A 16,288-nucleotide genomic window follows, 5' to 3' on the forward strand; every position below is an offset into this window, starting at 1 on the left:
CAGCGGGCCGTTTTTATTGGAGCAGCGTTATTCCTAGTAGCGGAAACGCAGGTCCAGACCGTAAGTACGCGGCTGCATAAAGGTGAAGGCAGTCATACCGATACGGTAGTTCGCTGAGTCTTCGTCAGTCAGGTTTTTAGCCCACAGAGCTACCTGCCACTCACCACCGAGCATTTGAACATAGTCCAAGCTGATGCGTGCGTTCAGCGTGCCAAAGTCATCGACCAGCACTTCACCTTCGTTGGTGTTGGACAGAGCATACTGATCATCCTGCCAGGAGTAGTCCAGGTGTGCTTTAAGCTCACCCAGGTCGTTCAGAGGCAGGTTGTAGTCGACAGCTACGCTGTAGGCGTGCTCTGGTGACCAAGCCAATACAGTGGTTTTGGTGCGGTCAGAGCCGTCGGGGAAAATCGCGTCCTTGATTTTAGAATCAAGATAAGCGTAGTTGACGCTGACTTGGAAGTTAGCGCTGATAGCTGCCAACAGGTCAATTTCTAGGCCGCGAATTTCAGCTTCGCCAGAGTTGAAAATACTGACGATATTGGGGGCTCTGACTGGGTCAGGTAGGTAGTCGAGGATAACATCGTCGATGTTGGTCTGGAATACCGCGGCGTTGAGGCGCACGCGATTGTCCAGCAGCTCTGACTTAACACCTAGCTCATAGCTGACCAATGTTTCCTGGTCGAAAGTCTCAGAGAAGTCCAAGGCTTTAGGGCTGGAGCCGCCGGAGCGGAATGCCGTAGCAACGGTCGCATAGGTCGATACAGAGTCAGTCCAGCTGTAGTTGAGGTTCAGCTTCCAGTCATCCTGATCGAGGCTGCTGCTGTTGCTGCCTGGGTTAAGCGTGCCCCACAGCAGTGCATCGGTAGTGCGCGAGGCGCTGCGATCGTCTTCAGTGTAGCGGGCGCCAAAAGTCACATCCAAGCGATCATCAAGAATGTCAGGGGTCCAAGTCGCCTGGCCGTAGATGGCGTAGGACTCTACTTCACTATCGACGGTGAACTCACCTAGGTAGGCTGGGTAGAACATTGGGTCCAGCACATTACACACCGGGGGAGCAGCACCAAAGGCGCCAGATACACAGGGGCCGTTGCTATCAAAAGCGATCAAGCCAGTGGTGTCGACCAGCGCGCGATCGAGGAACTGTTGCTCGGCAGCAGAGCCTTCTTCTTTCAAGTAGTACAAGCCACCGACATACTTCCAGCGCTCGGTCATGCCGCTGAGCTGGAACTCTTGCGTGTACTGCTCGTGCTCGGTGATGGTGTGAATTTCAAGGCCTGATGCGCCGCCGAAAGCATTGGCGAAGTTCTGTGACAAGTTGTCATCAAAGGCGCGGTAGCCGGTGATGGACTTGAAGCTCAGGAAGTCGTTGATGTCGTACTGCACAGTCAGTGACTGGCCGCGTGTCTTAGTGGTGGTTATGGGCAGGTTGTAAGCGCGACGCTGACCAGTGTTGGCATCGAATGTTTTTTCCAGACGGTCGCCATAGCTAGCGCTAATATCACCGCCAGCAATGTTCAGGCCGGCACCGGTGTCACCCGCGTACTGGAAGTAGGGCGCGGTAGTGTCCATGTCGGAGTAGTCAAAGCTGTAATCAATGATCAAGTCATCTACCTGGTCGTAGCGCAGGGCGATGCGCAGCCCTTTTTTGTCTTCCAGGTAGAAATCGTTGTACTCGCCGCCGGCGATTTTGCCAGCGCCGCCATTCTTAACCCAGCCATCACGCTCGCTCAAAGCGACAGACACAGAGGACTTAACGCCGACAACAGTTGGCAGGTCAACGCTGGTGACGGAACGCTTATAACCGTAGTTACCAGCAGTGAAGGTTTGGTCTAGGGCGAATTCACCGCTGGGCTTTTTGGTCACAAAGCTGATTGCACCGGCAGTCGTGTTGCGCCCGTAGAGAGTGCCCTGGGGGCCGCGCAGAATTTCGATGCGCTCTAAATCGCTTAGGTCAGCCAGTACACCGGTGTTGCGGCCAGCGTAGACGCCGTCATAGTAAACCCCAACGGTGTTGTCTTTGGTCAAGATGATGGAGTCGGTGTTGCCAATGCCGCGAATAAAGTAGGCCAGGTTGTTGCTGCTGGTGGGGTAGGCTGGCGTTTGCAGGCTGGGGGTAGCCAGACCGATATCTTTAACGTTGTTCAGGCCCATGCTCTCAATCGCTTCGCTGTTGAAGGCGCTAATTGAGATGGGGGTGTCCTGCAGTGATTCACTGCGTTTCTGAGCGGTGACGATCACTTCTTCCAGCGCCTGGGCGGCGAGGTTTTGGGTCATCAGGCCGGAGGCCAAGGCCACGGCTAGTGTGAGGCCGTGTCGGGTGAAGGGGTGGCGCATAAGTCAAATACTCCTGAGTGGATGAGCCGAACTTCGGGAGGCTCCCGAAAATTAAGCGGTACGATCTTGCCAGAGCAGAGTGCGATAGAATAGGACTAAGAGAGCAAATATTTACAATATTCGTAGTTTTTAGGAAAAAAATTTACGAAAAGCGCTTGTTGGAAGTGATTTGGCTATCTAATATGTGTGCTGGAAATACATCTTTTAATGCCGCTCGCAGGATTTTTCGCCATGACAGCTCCGGATATGATGAGTAAAACCGTACCCCAAGTGGTGGCGGAGGCAGCAATAAAGCACGGTGACAGCCTTGCTCTACGCGATGGTAGCGTTGAGCTAAGCTACACTGAGATTAACCAAGCCCGTTTGCAGGCCGCCCGAGCCCTAGCGGCAAAAGGCTTGCGCAAGGGCGATTGCATCGCCATCTGGGCACCTAATATGTACCAGTGGATCATCACTGCATTGGGTGCACAAACTTTGGGTGGCGTGATGGTGCCGCTCAATACCCGCCTCAAGGGCAGCGAAGCTGCCTATATTTTGCGCAGCAGTGGCGCGCGCTGGCTGTTCACAGTGCCAGAGTTTTTGGGCAACCATTACCCAGACATGTTGCAGGGCGAAGACCTGCCAGCTCTAGAAGGGATGGTCATGCTGGAAGGAAGCGAGGTCAAAGGCACTGAGTCCTGGACAGACTTTCTGGCTCATGCCGAAGCGGTTGAAGAAGCCGAGGTTGAGGCGCGAGCAGCAGAACTGGACCCGCAAGATACCCTCGATATTTTATTTACCTCTGGCACCACCGGCAGCCCCAAAGGTGTGATTACTAGTCATGCCCAAAACTTACAGAGCTTTGCTATTTGGAGTGCCACCGTTGGCTTGGGCGCAGATGATAATTATTTGATTATCAATCCATTTTTCCACGCCTTTGGCTATAAGGCGGGCTGGTTAGCAGCGCTGATCAGCGGCGCCTGCATATTGCCGGTACGCAGTTTTGATGTCGATGCTGTGCTCGAGCAGATTGCTCGGGATCGCGTGTCGGTAATCCCAGGGCCGCCGACAATTTATCAGTCGCTGCTGGCACACCCGCGGCGGGAAGACTACGATTTAAGCAGTTTACGCCTTGCGGTGACTGGAGCTGCACCGGTGCCGGTGTCGCTCGTTAAGCAGATGCGCGAAGTGCTCGGTTTCCAAACAGTAGTGACAGCCTACGGCCTCACTGAAACCTGTGGTGTGGTATCCATCTGTCGCCCTGATGATAGCGCAGAGCGTATCTCACACACTTCTGGTCGTGCGATGCCAGGTGTGGAAATGAAATGTGTCGATAGCGAAGGCAATACGGTCCCTGCTGGTGAAGAAGGCGAGATCTGGTGCCGTGGCTTTAACGTGATGCAGGGCTACCTCGATAGCCCAGAGGAAACTGCCGCCACCATGAGCGATGATGGCTGGTTGAAGACCGGTGATGTAGGCGTGATGGATGAAGATGGCTATGTGCGCATCACCGACCGCATCAAGGACATGTTTATTGTCGGCGGTTTTAACTGCTACCCGGCAGAAATCGAAAACATTTTGTGCAACATGCCCGGCGTGGCCCGTGCCGCTGTAATTGGTGCGCCAGATGAACGCTTGGGTGAAGTGGCCCGCGCTTACCTGGTGCTGGTTGATGGCGTGACGCTGGATGAGGCTGAGGTCATTGCTTGGTCTAGGCAAAATATGGCGAACTATAAAGTCCCACGCTCAGTGCGCTTTTTAGACGCGTTGCCGGTGAATGCTGGCGGCAAAGTGCTAAAAAATGAACTGCGCGACATGATGGTTGCAGAGGGTTGAGTAACCCCGTTGCCATTGATAGCCACCTGTATTTGGATGAGGTGGACCATCAGATTATCGCTTTGCTGCGAGAAGATGGCCGTCTACCCTTTCGTGCTATTGCGCGGCAGCTGGGCTTGACCGAGGCAACGGTGCGCGGGCGTGTCAGACGCCTCGAGGACTCCAACACTATGCGAGTGGTGGCCGTCACAGATATCGAAGTGTCTGGCTACAACATGTTATTGTCAGTCGGTGTGCAGGTGGAAAATCGCACGCCAGAAAGTGTGGCGAGAAGTATGGCGGAGATTCCAGAGGTTTTCTCCGTCAACGTGGTGGTGGGGACGCACGATATCGAAGCCCTCGTTGTGGCCGAAGATCAGGCTGCACTGCATACACTGTTATCGGACCGTTTGGCGAAACTGCCAGGGGTGCGGCGCCTGACGCCATCATTAGCCGTAGATGTACTTAAGAATCAGCCTGACTGGGTGCCATTGTGACCCGGCGCAGGTTGGACGATGTGGATCGCGCGATCGTCAATCGATTGTCTCAGGATGCGCGTACCAGTAACCGCCAGATTGCTGCAGAGCTGGGTGTCACCGAAGGTACAGTGCGCGCCCGCGTGAAGCGGATGGAGGAAAAGAAACAGATTCGTATTACCGCCTTCACCAATATCGATCGCTTCCGCGATGTGTGCTTGGCCTATATTTGGGTTGAGGTTGAGCGCACTTCACAGGTGCGGGAGGTGGCTCGCAAGATGGCGACCATCCGCGAATTGGGCTTTGTCGGCGAAATGTTAGGCCGTTCAGATATACTCGCCATTACTATGGTGCGCGATCACGAGCACTTGGCGGAATTTGTTTACGGTCAAATCAGTTCGATTCCAGGAGTGCGTCGTACCGAAAGCACTTTAGGGGTCAATTTTGTGAAACACGATTACCGCATGGCGCGGATCGTTCAGTAACGCTCATAGCAACGTGTAATGTAATCAGGGAACAGTTATGGACAAACGACTCAGCGCCGCGGACGCGGTAGCACAGATTAGCGACGGCATGACCATCGGCATGGGTGGTTGGGGGCCACGGCGCAAGCCGATGGCGCTAGTGCGGGAAATCCTGCGCTCCGACCTTAAAGACTTGACCATCGTAGCCTACGGTGGCGCCGATGTTGGCATGCTCTGCGCTTCAGGCAAAGTGAAGAAGGTTATTTTTGCCTTCGTATCACTGGACTTTATTCCTCTGGAGCCCTATTTCCGTCAGGCACGTCAGAACGGTGCCGTTGAAGTGATGGAAATTGACGAAGGCATGCTGCTGCTGGGCTTGCGCGCAGCGGCATGGGGCATGCCTTACATTCCTACAGAAGTGGGCCTGGGTACAGACGTGATCACTCACAACCCAGAAATTAAAGTAATCGACAGCCCCTACGATGACAAAGAGTGGGTTGCCATGCCTGCGATTAAGCTGGATGTGGCTCTGATTCACGCCGATCGCGCCGATGCTCGCGGTGTTTGTCAAATCGAAGGACCAGACCACTACTTAGATGACTGGTTTGTGCGCGCAGCAGACACCACTATTGTGTCCTGCGAAGAAATTGTCGATACCGATTATTTCCACGACCCAATCCGTGCCCGTCAAGTGTTCTGGGAGCGCAGCGAGACTACCACTGTGGTTGAAATTCCCGGTGGTGCCCACCCGAGCTCCTGCAATCCGCAGTACGGCTTTGACGTGCCACACTTTAAGACCTACGTCGCAAGCGCTAAAGAAGAGGGTGGCTTTGCCGCCTACTGTGAGAAGTTCTTGGGCAAAGATGAAGCAGAATACCAAGAGCGCGTGGGTGGCCTAGACGCTATCCGCAATATCGCATTACCCATTTACTAAACGGCGAAGGAGTTAATACCATGACCGCAGCAACAGAATATACCCTTGCCGAATTGTGCATCGTGGCCTGTGCCGAAGCATTTCGTGACGATGGTGAAAAACTCGCAACTGGCATTGGCGTGGTTCCTCGCCTGGCCGCTAGCTTGGCAATGAAAACCTTTAACCCCGATATGATGATGACGGATTCCGAAGCATTTATGCTGAGCGAGCCCAACCCACTGGGTGATCGCGGCGCGGACTTCGTGCAGAAGAATGAGTCGTGGATGGGTTTTTCACGCATTTTTGACAACGTGTGGGGCCGCAAGCGTCACGCCATGCTTGGACCCACTCAGATTGACCGTTTTGGCCAGACCAACACCTCAGCTCTGGGCGGTACCTATGAGCAGCCCAAAGTGATGATGCTGGGCGCACGGGGTTTCCCTGGCAACTCAATTTCGCACCGCAACAGCTTCTTTGTGCCCTCGCACAATACGCGTGTATTCATCGAAGGCGAGTGTGATTACGTTTCCTCTATCGGTTACAACCCAGCCCGTCTACCAAAAGGTCACAGCTTGGAAGATGTGGACATTCACCGCATCGTTACCGACCTCTGTGTGATGGACTTCGGCGGCCCCGATCATCAACTGCGCGTGCTTTCACTTCACCCTGGGGTGACAGCGGAGCAGGTGAAGGAAAATACTGGCTTTGAACTGTGCATGCCGGAAAACCTGCCCACCACAGCTGCGCCAACCGTAGAGCAGTTGGAAATTATCGCCGGTTTGGATCCGCACAATCAGCGGGCCTACCAGATCAAAGATAACCCACCCGGAAACCGCGGCTAAAAAGGTGCGTTGAAAGTATGAACTTGGATACCCGTCTCACCGAGTTACTAGGTTGCCGCTACCCCATTGTGCAAACCGCAATGGGCTGGGTGGCAGATCCCAATCTAGTGGCCGGAAGTTGTAATGCCGGAGGCTTTGGCTTTTTGGCTGGCGCCACCATTCCGCCGCAGGAAATGGAGCGCGACATACTGCGTGTGAAGGAACTGACCGATAAGCCTTTCGGGGTTAACTTCCACATGTACCAGCCCAACGCGGCCGACATCGTGGATATGGTCATTCGCCACGGAGTGCGCGCAGTGTCTTACTCGCGTTCGCCGGGTCCCGAGTTCATCCGCAAGTTAAAAGATGCCGGTGTGGTCTGCATGCCAACTGTCGGCTTGCCCAAGCACGCCATCAAAGCCGTTGAATTAGGCGCTGATGTGGTGACGGTGCAGGGCGGCGAAGGCGGCGGTCATACCGGTGCTGTACCGACAACGCTACTGATTCCGCAGGTCATTGATGCGGTGGGCGGCAAAGTCCCCGTAGTGGCCGCAGGTGGCTTCAAAGATGGTCGCGGTTTAGTTGCGGCCATGGCTTGGGGCGCCGACGGCATTGCCATGGGTACGCGCTTTTTGCTGACTAAGGAAAGCCCGGTACCCAACGCAACTCTGGAGCGTTATCTAGCCTGTAAAGATCCGGCGCAGATTATTCGTTCGACAGCGATGGACGGCTTGCCACAGCGCATGATTATGAACGAGCTGCTAGCCGAGCTAGAAAAAGCTGGAGCACTGAAGAAATTATGGATTGCCATCCAAAATGGCTTGGCTTTTCGTAAGCACACCGGAGCAAGCCTTGGCAGCCTGCTTAAGTCTGCAGTGGCGATGCGCGGTGCTGGCGACTTGACTGCCGCCCAGGCCATTATGTCGGCTAACGCGCCGATGATTATTCAGAAAGCAATGGTTGACGGCCACCCCGAGGAGGGCGTTTTGCCCAGCGGGCAAGTGGCAGGTGTCATCGATACTTTGCTGAGCTGTGAAGAGCTGATTAGCGGTATTGCCGCAGAGGCGGAGCAGCGTTTAGCGCAGCTTGCCGCGCGCGCCGCAACTAACTAAGGAAGAGACAATGACAGCAGTGTTTAACACAAGTATCAGCGAAGGTATTGCCGAGCTGGTACTGAACAAGCCACCAGTAAATGCTTTTGATTCAGCGGGCTGGTTTGCCATTGCGGCAGAGATTGACGCACTGGGTGCAAACGATGAGGTGAATGTGATTGTCATCGCCGCAGAAGGTAAAGGCTTTTGCGCCGGCGTTGATATCAAAGAGTTGGCCGCTGAACCTAACCGTATTGTCGATGTAAACAAGGGCAACTACGAAACTTTCCGTGCTATTCACCGCAATCCCAAGCCAGTCATTATTGCCCTGCACGGCTTTGTGCTCGGTGGTGGTATTGGCATGGCTGGCGCTGCCGATATCTTGGTAGCTTCTGACTGTGCCCGCTTTGGTGTACCCGAAATCGATCGCGGCGCGATGGGTGGCGGCGCTCACTTGCAGCGTCTGTTCCCCGTGCAAAAAGTCCGCTACATGTACTTCACCGGTGAGTTCATTGATGCCGCTGAAGCTTACCGCTTAGGTGCCATCGAAAAAGTCGTTCCCCGCGATGAGTTGCGTGATGCTGCTCGGGAAATTGCCGCCAAGATAGCTGCCAAGTCTCCGGCCATGGTGAAGCTCGCCAAAGAGGCGCTGACCGGTATTGAAGACGGCAACCTGGAAGACAAATATCGTTGGGAGCAGGGCTTCACCCTAGAAGCCTACACCATGGGCGATTCGCAGGAATCCCGCGATGCCTTCGTACAAAAACGCGATGCTAAGTTTTAATACGGACCAGATATGAAGCTGAACTTTACAGAGCAACAAAACGCCTTTCGCGAGGAAATCCGCACGTGGCTGGCTGAGAATGTGCCAGCGGAGCCGCTGAAAACCTTCGACACTGAGGAAGGCTTCCAGCAGCACCGCGAGTGGGAAGCCACTTTGAATAAAGGTCGCTGGGGCATGGTGACCTGGCCAGAAGATCTCGGTGGTCGCGCCTGCGATCTCATTGAATGGCTGATTTTTGAAGAAGAGTACTACCGCGCTGGCGCGCCTTTGCGCGTTAACCAGAACGGTATTTTCCTGCTTGGCCCCACCTTGATGGAGTACGGCACACAGGAGCAAAAAGAGCGCTTCCTGCCTCGCATGGCCACCGGCGAAGACGTCTGGGCCCAAGGTTGGTCTGAGCCCAATGCAGGCTCTGATATGGCGGCGATCCGCTCCACTGCCAAGCGCGAAGGCGACAAATACATCATCAATGGTCAAAAAACCTGGTCTACCCGTGCGGTATGGGCTGACTGGTTGTTTGGCATGTTCCGCACTGATCCCGAGTCTGAGCGCCATCGCGGTTTGACCTTTATTTTGGTGCCCCTCGATACACCCGGAATCACCGTGCGCCCAATCCCTCAACTAGACGGTCTGCCAGGTTTTGCCGAAATCTTCTTTGATAATGTCGAAGTGGATGTCAGCAACCGCCTCGGTGATGAAGGTGCTGGTTGGAGTGTGGCCATGGCCACTGCCGGTTTTGAGCGCGGCTTGATGTTGCGTTCACCTGCGCGCTTCCAAGAGACCGCGCGCCGCTTGGTCGAGCTCTATCGTGCTAATCAGGCTTCAGCGGATCGCGACCCAGGGGTTCGCGATGCGGTGATTCGCGCCTGGATGGATGCCGAGAGCTACTGCTTGAGCACTTACCAGACAGCTTGCCGCTTGAGCCAAGGTGGCAAAATTGGCGCTGAGTCCTCCACTAACAAGATCTTCTGGTCAGAGCTAGACCAGAACATGCACGGCACTGCGATGAGTCTGCTGGGCGCTAGGGCAGAATTGCTGCCTCACGCACCGGATGCTCAGGGTGTCGGCACTTGGCTGGATGGCTGGATGTTTGCTCAGTCTGGGCCGATCTATGCTGGTACCAACGAAATTCAACGCAATATCATCGCCGAGCGTATGCTGGGCATGCCGCGCTAGGTTTTTTTAAAGAGAATCACTATGGATTTTACATTTAGCGAAGACCAGCTCCTGTTCCGCGATTCGGTGCGGGATTTTCTGGTCAATGAAGTGACCCCAGAGCGAGTGCGTGCCAGCTGGGAAAAGGATGACGGCCGCGATGCAGAACTGTGGCAGCAACTGGCCGAGCTGGGTTTATGCGGAATGACCGTGCCTGAAGACTTTGGCGGTCTGGGCATGAACGAACTGGACTTTGTGCTGCTGGCCCAGGAGTGCGGTTATGTGGCACTGCCTGAGCCGCTGGTCAATACGGCTTTAGTTGCGGTACCTGTACTGAGCCGGCTAGGTGGCGAAGCTGCCAGCGAATACTTGCCGCGTATTGCCAGCGGTGAATTGCGCGTGGCTGTTGGCTGTAGCGAAAATGGCTTGGTCGAAGATGCAGCTCAGGCCGGCCTGTTGCTGTGGGCTGAGCCAGAGGCATTTTATGTGCTGACTGCCGAGCAATTCAGCACACGCTACAACCCCTCAGTCGACCCTTCGCGACGTTTATATGCCGTAGAGCTGGGCAGTGATGCTAAGCCTGTGGCCACTGGCGATCAGGCCCAAGCCTTGTATCAGGCGGTCTTGGATCGCGGTGCACTGGGCGCCGCTGCTCAGGCACTGGGCTTGGCCCAGCGCATGATAGACATCTCTGTGCAGTACAGCTCAGAGCGCCAGCAGTTTGGCAAGCCGATTGGCAGCTTCCAAGCAGTGAAGCACCACATGGCCAACGTGGCGGTGCGTTTGGAATATGCCAAAGCGCCGGTACACCGCGCCGCTTATGCCTTGGCAGAAGATGCCGCGGGCGCCAGTGAGGCAGTGTCCCACGCCAAGCTGGTAGCTTGTGAAGCAGCTAATTTAGCCGCTAAAAACAGCATTCAGGTGCACGGCGCAATGGGCTATACCTGGGAAGTAGATCTGCACATTTTCATGAAGAAAGCCTGGGCCCTTGCAGGTAGCTTTGGTGATACCGGCTTCCACAAGCAGCGCATCGCCGAGCATATCTTTGCCGACGGCGCAGCGCTCGGTGCGGGAACGACCTTTGCGTAACAAGCTGTCGAGTGTTTAAGCCACTAGAGTGGGCTGACACTGGCGACAGTCGCGCAGAATAATTGTGACAGACAGCGGTAGATAGTTATCGCTGCTGCTTTGAATTGACGTTTTGAGAGGAAGCAAACCATGGCAGACGCCTACATAGTAGATGCATTACGCTCACCCACTGGGCGCCGTAAAGGCGGTCTCTCTGAGGTTCACGGTGCCGATTTAGGCGCTCATGTGCTGCGTGCACTGGTGGAGCGCAACGGCATTCCCGACAACGAATACGACGACGTGATGTTCGGCTGTGTGGATGCCATTGGCCCGCTGGCGGGTGACATCGCTCGCACGGCTTGGCTTGCTGCTGGCTTGTCCGATGAAGTGCCTGGCACAACGATCGACCGCCAGTGTGGCTCCTCTCAGCAGGCGGTGCACTTTGCTGCCCAAGCTGTGATGTCTGGAGTTAACGATGTGGTCATCGCCGGTGGCGTACAGACCATGACCCAGATTCCGATTTCTTCGGCGATGATTGCGGCAGAGCCACTGGGCTTTTCCGATCCTTTCTCTGGCAGCCAAGGCTGGGTAGCGCGCTACGGTGATGTGCCGGTCTCTCAGTTTAAGTCGGCACAGATGATCGCTGACAAGTGGAACCTGAGCCGTGAGCAGATGGAAGCTTTTGCCCTGGAATCTCACACCCGTGCTCTGAAGGCGATTGCAGAAGGCCGCTTCGATCGTGAAATCGTCCCCATGAACGGCGTGACGATGGACGAAACACCGCGCAACACCTCGATGGAAAAAATGGCCGAGTTGCAGCCGCTGGAAGAGGGTGGCTCGATCACTGCTGCCGTTGCCAGTCAGACTTGTGATGCATCCTCAGCCATGCTGATTGTGTCCGAGGCGGCTCTGAAGCGTTACAACCTGACGCCTCGAGCTCGCATTGCACACATGAGCGTGCGCGCTGAAGACCCCATTTGGATGCTGACAGCGCCCATTCCTGCCACCGCTTACGCGCTGAAAAAGGCTGGCATGAAGCTGGAAGACATCGACCTGGTTGAAATCAACGAAGCTTTTGCTTCGGTGGCCATGGCTTGGATGAAAGAGACCGGCTATCCCCACGAAAAAATGAATGTGAACGGCGGCGCGATTGCCCTGGGCCACCCACTGGGTGCAACCGGCACTAAGCTAATGACCACTCTGCTGCACGAATTAGAGCGCACTGGCGGCCGCTATGGTCTGCAGACCATGTGCGAAGGCGGTGGTCAGGCCAACGTCACCATTATTGAACGCTTGTAAGGAAGAGATTGTTATGACTGGGATTTGTGAAGGACGCGTCGTTATCATTACTGGAGCCGGTGGCGGCCTCGGCGCAGCACACGCTCGCGTACTGGCCTCTGAAGGCGCTAGCGTGATTGTCAACGACATCAACGAAGCAGCCGCCCAAGCAGTTGTCGATGAGATCACGGCAGCCGGCGGTTCCGCGGTAGTGAATACCTCTGACATCACTAATTACGACGACAGCATCAATGCGGTTAAACAAGCTATCGATACCTTCGGCGGCTTGCACGCTGTGGTGAACAACGCTGGCGTCAACCGCGATCGCATGTTTGCTTCGATGACAGAAGCTGAGTGGGACACCATCATGGCGGTGCACCTGAAAGGCCACTTCTGCATCTCTTCGCACGCGGTGCACTACTGGCGCGGTCTGTCTAAAGAAGGCCAGGCAGTGGACGCACGCATCATCAACACCACCTCTGGTGCTGGCTTGCAGGGTTCTATCGGCCAATCTAACTATGCCGCCGCTAAGGCAGGCATCGCCGCGTTGACTCTAAACCAAGCAGCAGAGCTAGGCCGCTACGGCATCACTGCGAATGCTTTTGCACCTGCAGCGCGCACCGGCATGACCACCGCTGTTGAAGAAATGGCAGCGCGCATGGCCAAGCCCGAAGATGGCAGCTTTGATTACTGGGCGCCGGAAAACGTTTCCTCGCTGGTAGCTTACTTGGTCTCTACAGACTCCAGTGATGTCACTGGCCGAGTCTTTGAGGCCGAGGGTGGCAAAATTTCTATCGCTGATGGCTGGCGCACTACCCAAGGTGTCGACAAAGGCGCTCGCTGGGAGCCGGCTGAAGTGAAAGACGCTGTGGCCAAGTTGCTGGCTGAAGAAGTGCCTGCACAGAAAGTATACGGAACCTAATCCACTATGGAATTTACCTTTACCGACGAACAGTTGATGATCCGCGATACGGCCGAGGCCTTTCTCGCGGAAGTGTCTACCAGTGAAGCGGTGCGCGCCGCCATGGTTACTGAAGCGGGTTACGACCCGCAACTGTGGCAGCGTGTCTGCGAAGAAATGTTCTGGCAGGCCATTCATATACCAGAAGAATACGGTGGTATGGGACTGGGCTATGTTGAATTAGTCGCCATGCTGGAGCAGATGGGACGCTACCTGTTCTGCTCACCTTTCTTCTCTACCGTATGCCTTGGCGTTAACGCGCTGTTAGTGGCTGCTAATGACGAACAGAAAGCGCAGTACTTGCCGGAAATTGTAGCGGGTAAAACAGCGACCCTAGCCTTTGCTTCTGCCAACGGCGGCTGGGCCAGCGATAGCGTGACAGCGACCTTCAGCGCCACTGACAATGGTTTTGTCTTAGATGGCAGCTATCGCTATGTCACTGATGGCCACAGCGCAGACTTGCTCATCGTTGCTGCTCGTGAAGCGGGCAGCGAAGGTGAGCAGGGCATCAGCTTATTCGTGTTGCCGGCTGATAGCGCAGGTGTTAGCCGCCGCTGGTTGCCGACCATGGATCAAACCCGCAAGCAGGCCGAGCTGAATTTTGAGCAGGTCGCTGTTCCAGCCTCAGCGCTGCTGGGTGAGTCCGGTCAAGCCGGAGCGCAGCTGGAGCAAATCCTCGATTTGGCACGGGTGGCAATCGCCGCCGATCAAGTCGGTGGCACGCAGCAAGCGCTGGATATCACCGTGGAATATCTGCAGGAGCGCCAGCAGTTTGGCCGCGTGATTGCTTCTTACCAAGCGGTTAAGCACAAAGCGGCAGACATGATGTTAAAAGCCGAAGCAGGGCGTTCAGCACTGTACTACGCAGCTTGCGTGGCTGATGAGTCACTGCAGGGCGGCCCACTCGCGGACCAGCTCAGCGAGGCGGCAAGCATCGCTAAAGCTTACTGCTCTGAGGCCTACTTCTTTAATGCCGGCTGTGGCATTCAATTGTTCGGCGGCGTGGGCTTTACCTCCGAGTACGACATACAGCTGTATTTCAAGCGCGCTAAATCCACTGAGACTTTTCTCGGCGATGCCAGCTGGCATCGTGAGCGCTTGGCACGACAGTTACTGGATGGGGAGAGTGCGGCATGAAATTAAGTTTCAGCGCAGAAGACGAACAGTTTCGTGAAGAAGTGGCCTCTTGGCTGGCAGCCAACTTGGTCGGTGAGTTCGAGTGTGTCCGTGGCCGCGGTGGCCCAGGTGATGAGCACCAGCTGGTAGAGGAGCGCAAAGCCTGGGAGCGCAAGCTTCACGAAGGCGGTTGGACTTGCATTGGCTGGCCCAAAGAGTACGGCGGCCGCAGCGCCAGTATCGAACAGCAAGTGATCTTTAATGAAGAGTATGCCCGCGCCGGTGGCCCTGGGCGTATTGGCCACATTGGCGAGACCCTCGCCGGCCCAACGATCATCGCATTTGGTAGCGAAGAGCAAAAGGCTAAGTACCTACCCGGTATTTTGCGCGGTGAAGAGTTTTGGTGTCAGGGTTACTCTGAGCCCAGCGCCGGTTCCGACCTGGCCAACGTAAAAACCAAAGCTGTGTTCGATGAAGCCAGTGGCAAGTGGCGCATCAATGGCCAGAAAGTATGGACCTCCCTCGCGCACGAATCTGAATACTGTTTTGTGATCGCACGAACTGATCCGCAATCCGTGGGCCACAAGGGCCTGGGCTTTTTCCTGGTCGCTATGGATCAGCCGGGGGTCACGGTACGTCCTATTGAGCAGATCACCGGTACTTCAGAGTTTAACGAAGTATTTTTCGATGACGCTGAGTGCGATGCCAGCGATATCGTCGGGGAGCCGGGCGAGGGCTGGAAAGTCGCCATGGGCCTACTGGGCTTTGAGCGCGGCGTATCAACGCTCGGCCAGCAGATGCTGTTCCAAAACGAGTTCGATGCCATTATCAAGCTGGCTAAAGAGAACGGCGCAGCACAGAACCCCGCTTTGCGCCACCGCATAGCTGAGGCTCATATCGGTTTGCGCATCATGCGCTACAACAGCATGCGTATGCTCTCTGGCGGTGCCGATGGCAGCCTGCAAAAAGAAGCGATGATTTACAAGCTGTACTGGGCCAGCTGGCACCGCAATTTGGGCAAGCTAGCGATGGATGTGATGGGTCAGGAAAGTGAAATACTGGAAGATGCACCCTACGAGCTCAATCGCTTGCAGTCGATGTATCTCTTTACTCGCTCAGATACCATCTACGGCGGCACCAACCAGATTCAGCGCAACATTATCGCCGAACGTGCTCTGGGTATGCCCAGAGAGCCCCGCGGCTAAACAAGGGAAATTACTCACATGGCATTAAAAGAACCACCACCCTACGTCCCCGGTCACAACTTGCTGGCCGGTAAATCTGTGTTGATCACCGCTGCCGCCGGCGCTGGTATCGGTTTTGCCGCTGCCACTCGCGCTGCAGAAGAGGGCGCTCGCGCGGTGATGATCAGTGACATTCACCAAGGCCGTCTTGACAAGGCTGTTGCGACACTGAAAGAAAGCACCGGACTGGAAGCGGTCTATGGCAAGATAGCAAACGTCACTGACGAAGCTGATGTGCAAGCACTGGTTGATGCAGCAGAGTCCCAGATGGGCGGTGTCGATGTGCTGATCAACAACGCCGGCCTTGGTGGCACCAAGTTGCTGGTGGATATGGAAGACGACGAGTGGTCGCGGGTGATTGATATCACCTTGACTGGCACCATGCGTATGACTCGCGCCATGCTGAAAAAAATGCAGCCCCGCGGTGCCGGTGTCATTGTTAACAACGCTTCGGTATTGGGTTGGCGCGCACAGAAAGAACAGTCTCACTACGCCGCGGCTAAAGCTGGCGTGATGGCACTGACTCGCTGTGCTGCATTGGAAGCTGCCGATCACGGCGTGCGAATTAATGCGGTATCGCCATCTATTGCCTTCCACGAGTTCTTGAAGAAAACCACTCCGATGGAGTTGCTGCAAGAACTGGCGTCAAAAGAAGCCTTTGGTCGCGCGGCAGAAGTCTGGGAAGTGGCCAACGTGATGATGTTCTTGGCCTCTGATTATTCAGGCTATATGACCGGGGAAGTGGTGTCCTGCTCTAGTCAGCGGGCTTAAGTAGCCGCCTAGAAC

General features: G+C 55.4%; 15 protein-coding genes. 14 read left to right on the forward strand and 1 reads right to left on the reverse strand.

Annotated elements, in window-relative coordinates; translation table 11 throughout:
- Positions 1 to 33: 33 nt before the first annotated feature.
- Positions 34 to 2,337 carry a TonB-dependent receptor gene (locus tag H2508_RS14125; RefSeq protein WP_182175156.1) on the reverse strand — a complete coding sequence of 768 codons (2,304 nt, stop codon included), beginning with the start codon at positions 2,335 to 2,337 and terminating at the stop codon, positions 34 to 36.
- A gap of 231 nt (positions 2,338 to 2,568) precedes the next feature.
- On the opposite strand from H2508_RS14125, the gene H2508_RS14130 reads away from it, so the two are divergent.
- From H2508_RS14130 to H2508_RS14195, 14 genes are all read left to right on the forward strand, one after another.
- On the forward strand, positions 2,569 to 4,152 hold the full coding sequence (locus H2508_RS14130) for a FadD3 family acyl-CoA ligase (RefSeq protein ID WP_235965408.1): 1,584 nt from the start codon (positions 2,569 to 2,571) through the stop codon (positions 4,150 to 4,152).
- Positions 4,149 to 4,628 carry an Lrp/AsnC family transcriptional regulator gene (locus H2508_RS14135; protein WP_182175159.1) on the forward strand — a complete coding sequence of 160 codons (480 nt, stop codon included), beginning with the start codon at positions 4,149 to 4,151 and terminating at the stop codon, positions 4,626 to 4,628. Before H2508_RS14130 ends, H2508_RS14135 begins: the two co-directional genes overlap by 4 nt.
- Positions 4,625 to 5,092, forward strand: a complete 468-nt coding sequence (locus H2508_RS14140; RefSeq protein ID WP_182175162.1) for an Lrp/AsnC family transcriptional regulator — start codon at positions 4,625 to 4,627, stop codon at positions 5,090 to 5,092. Before H2508_RS14135 ends, H2508_RS14140 begins: the two co-directional genes overlap by 4 nt.
- A gap of 37 nt (positions 5,093 to 5,129) precedes the next feature.
- Entirely contained in the window at positions 5,130 to 6,005 is an 876-nt protein-coding gene (locus H2508_RS14145) for a CoA transferase subunit A (RefSeq protein WP_182175165.1), read from the forward strand.
- Between the two features lie 20 nt (positions 6,006 to 6,025).
- Positions 6,026 to 6,826 carry a CoA-transferase subunit beta gene (locus H2508_RS14150; RefSeq protein WP_182175168.1) on the forward strand — a complete coding sequence of 267 codons (801 nt, stop codon included), beginning with the start codon at positions 6,026 to 6,028 and terminating at the stop codon, positions 6,824 to 6,826.
- 17 nt (positions 6,827 to 6,843) lie between these two features.
- Positions 6,844 to 7,917: an NAD(P)H-dependent flavin oxidoreductase gene (locus H2508_RS14155; protein ID WP_182175171.1), complete on the forward strand. Its 1,074-nt coding sequence runs from the start codon at positions 6,844 to 6,846 to the stop codon at positions 7,915 to 7,917.
- 10 nt (positions 7,918 to 7,927) lie between these two features.
- The gene (locus tag H2508_RS14160; protein WP_182175174.1) at positions 7,928 to 8,680 is read left to right on the forward strand and encodes an enoyl-CoA hydratase family protein; all 753 of its coding nucleotides are present in this window, start codon (positions 7,928 to 7,930) and stop codon (positions 8,678 to 8,680) included.
- Positions 8,681 to 8,692: 12 nt separating this feature from the next.
- Positions 8,693 to 9,856: an acyl-CoA dehydrogenase family protein gene (locus H2508_RS14165; RefSeq protein ID WP_182175177.1), complete on the forward strand. Its 1,164-nt coding sequence runs from the start codon at positions 8,693 to 8,695 to the stop codon at positions 9,854 to 9,856.
- 21 nt (positions 9,857 to 9,877) lie between these two features.
- Positions 9,878 to 10,924, forward strand: coding sequence for an acyl-CoA dehydrogenase family protein (locus H2508_RS14170; protein WP_182175180.1), 1,047 nt, complete (start codon positions 9,878 to 9,880; stop codon positions 10,922 to 10,924).
- Positions 10,925 to 11,053: 129 nt separating this feature from the next.
- On the forward strand, positions 11,054 to 12,202 hold the full coding sequence (locus H2508_RS14175) for an acetyl-CoA C-acetyltransferase (protein ID WP_182175183.1): 1,149 nt from the start codon (positions 11,054 to 11,056) through the stop codon (positions 12,200 to 12,202).
- Positions 12,203 to 12,215: 13 nt separating this feature from the next.
- Complete coding sequence (locus tag H2508_RS14180; RefSeq protein ID WP_182175186.1) at positions 12,216 to 13,103, forward strand: SDR family oxidoreductase; 888 nt, start codon at positions 12,216 to 12,218, stop codon at positions 13,101 to 13,103.
- 6 nt (positions 13,104 to 13,109) lie between these two features.
- A complete protein-coding gene (locus H2508_RS14185; protein ID WP_182175189.1) occupies positions 13,110 to 14,279 on the forward strand; it encodes an acyl-CoA dehydrogenase family protein in 1,170 nt (389 codons plus the stop codon).
- Positions 14,276 to 15,463, forward strand: coding sequence for an acyl-CoA dehydrogenase family protein (locus H2508_RS14190; protein ID WP_182175192.1), 1,188 nt, complete (start codon positions 14,276 to 14,278; stop codon positions 15,461 to 15,463). Before H2508_RS14185 ends, H2508_RS14190 begins: the two co-directional genes overlap by 4 nt.
- Before the next feature lie 18 nt (positions 15,464 to 15,481).
- Complete coding sequence (locus H2508_RS14195; RefSeq protein ID WP_182175196.1) at positions 15,482 to 16,273, forward strand: SDR family oxidoreductase; 792 nt, start codon at positions 15,482 to 15,484, stop codon at positions 16,271 to 16,273.
- Positions 16,274 to 16,288: the final 15 nt, after the last annotated feature.

The organism is Sediminihaliea albiluteola, assembly GCF_014077625.1.
In the GTDB taxonomy this organism is placed as follows: domain Bacteria; phylum Pseudomonadota; class Gammaproteobacteria; order Pseudomonadales; family Halieaceae; genus Sediminihaliea; species Sediminihaliea albiluteola.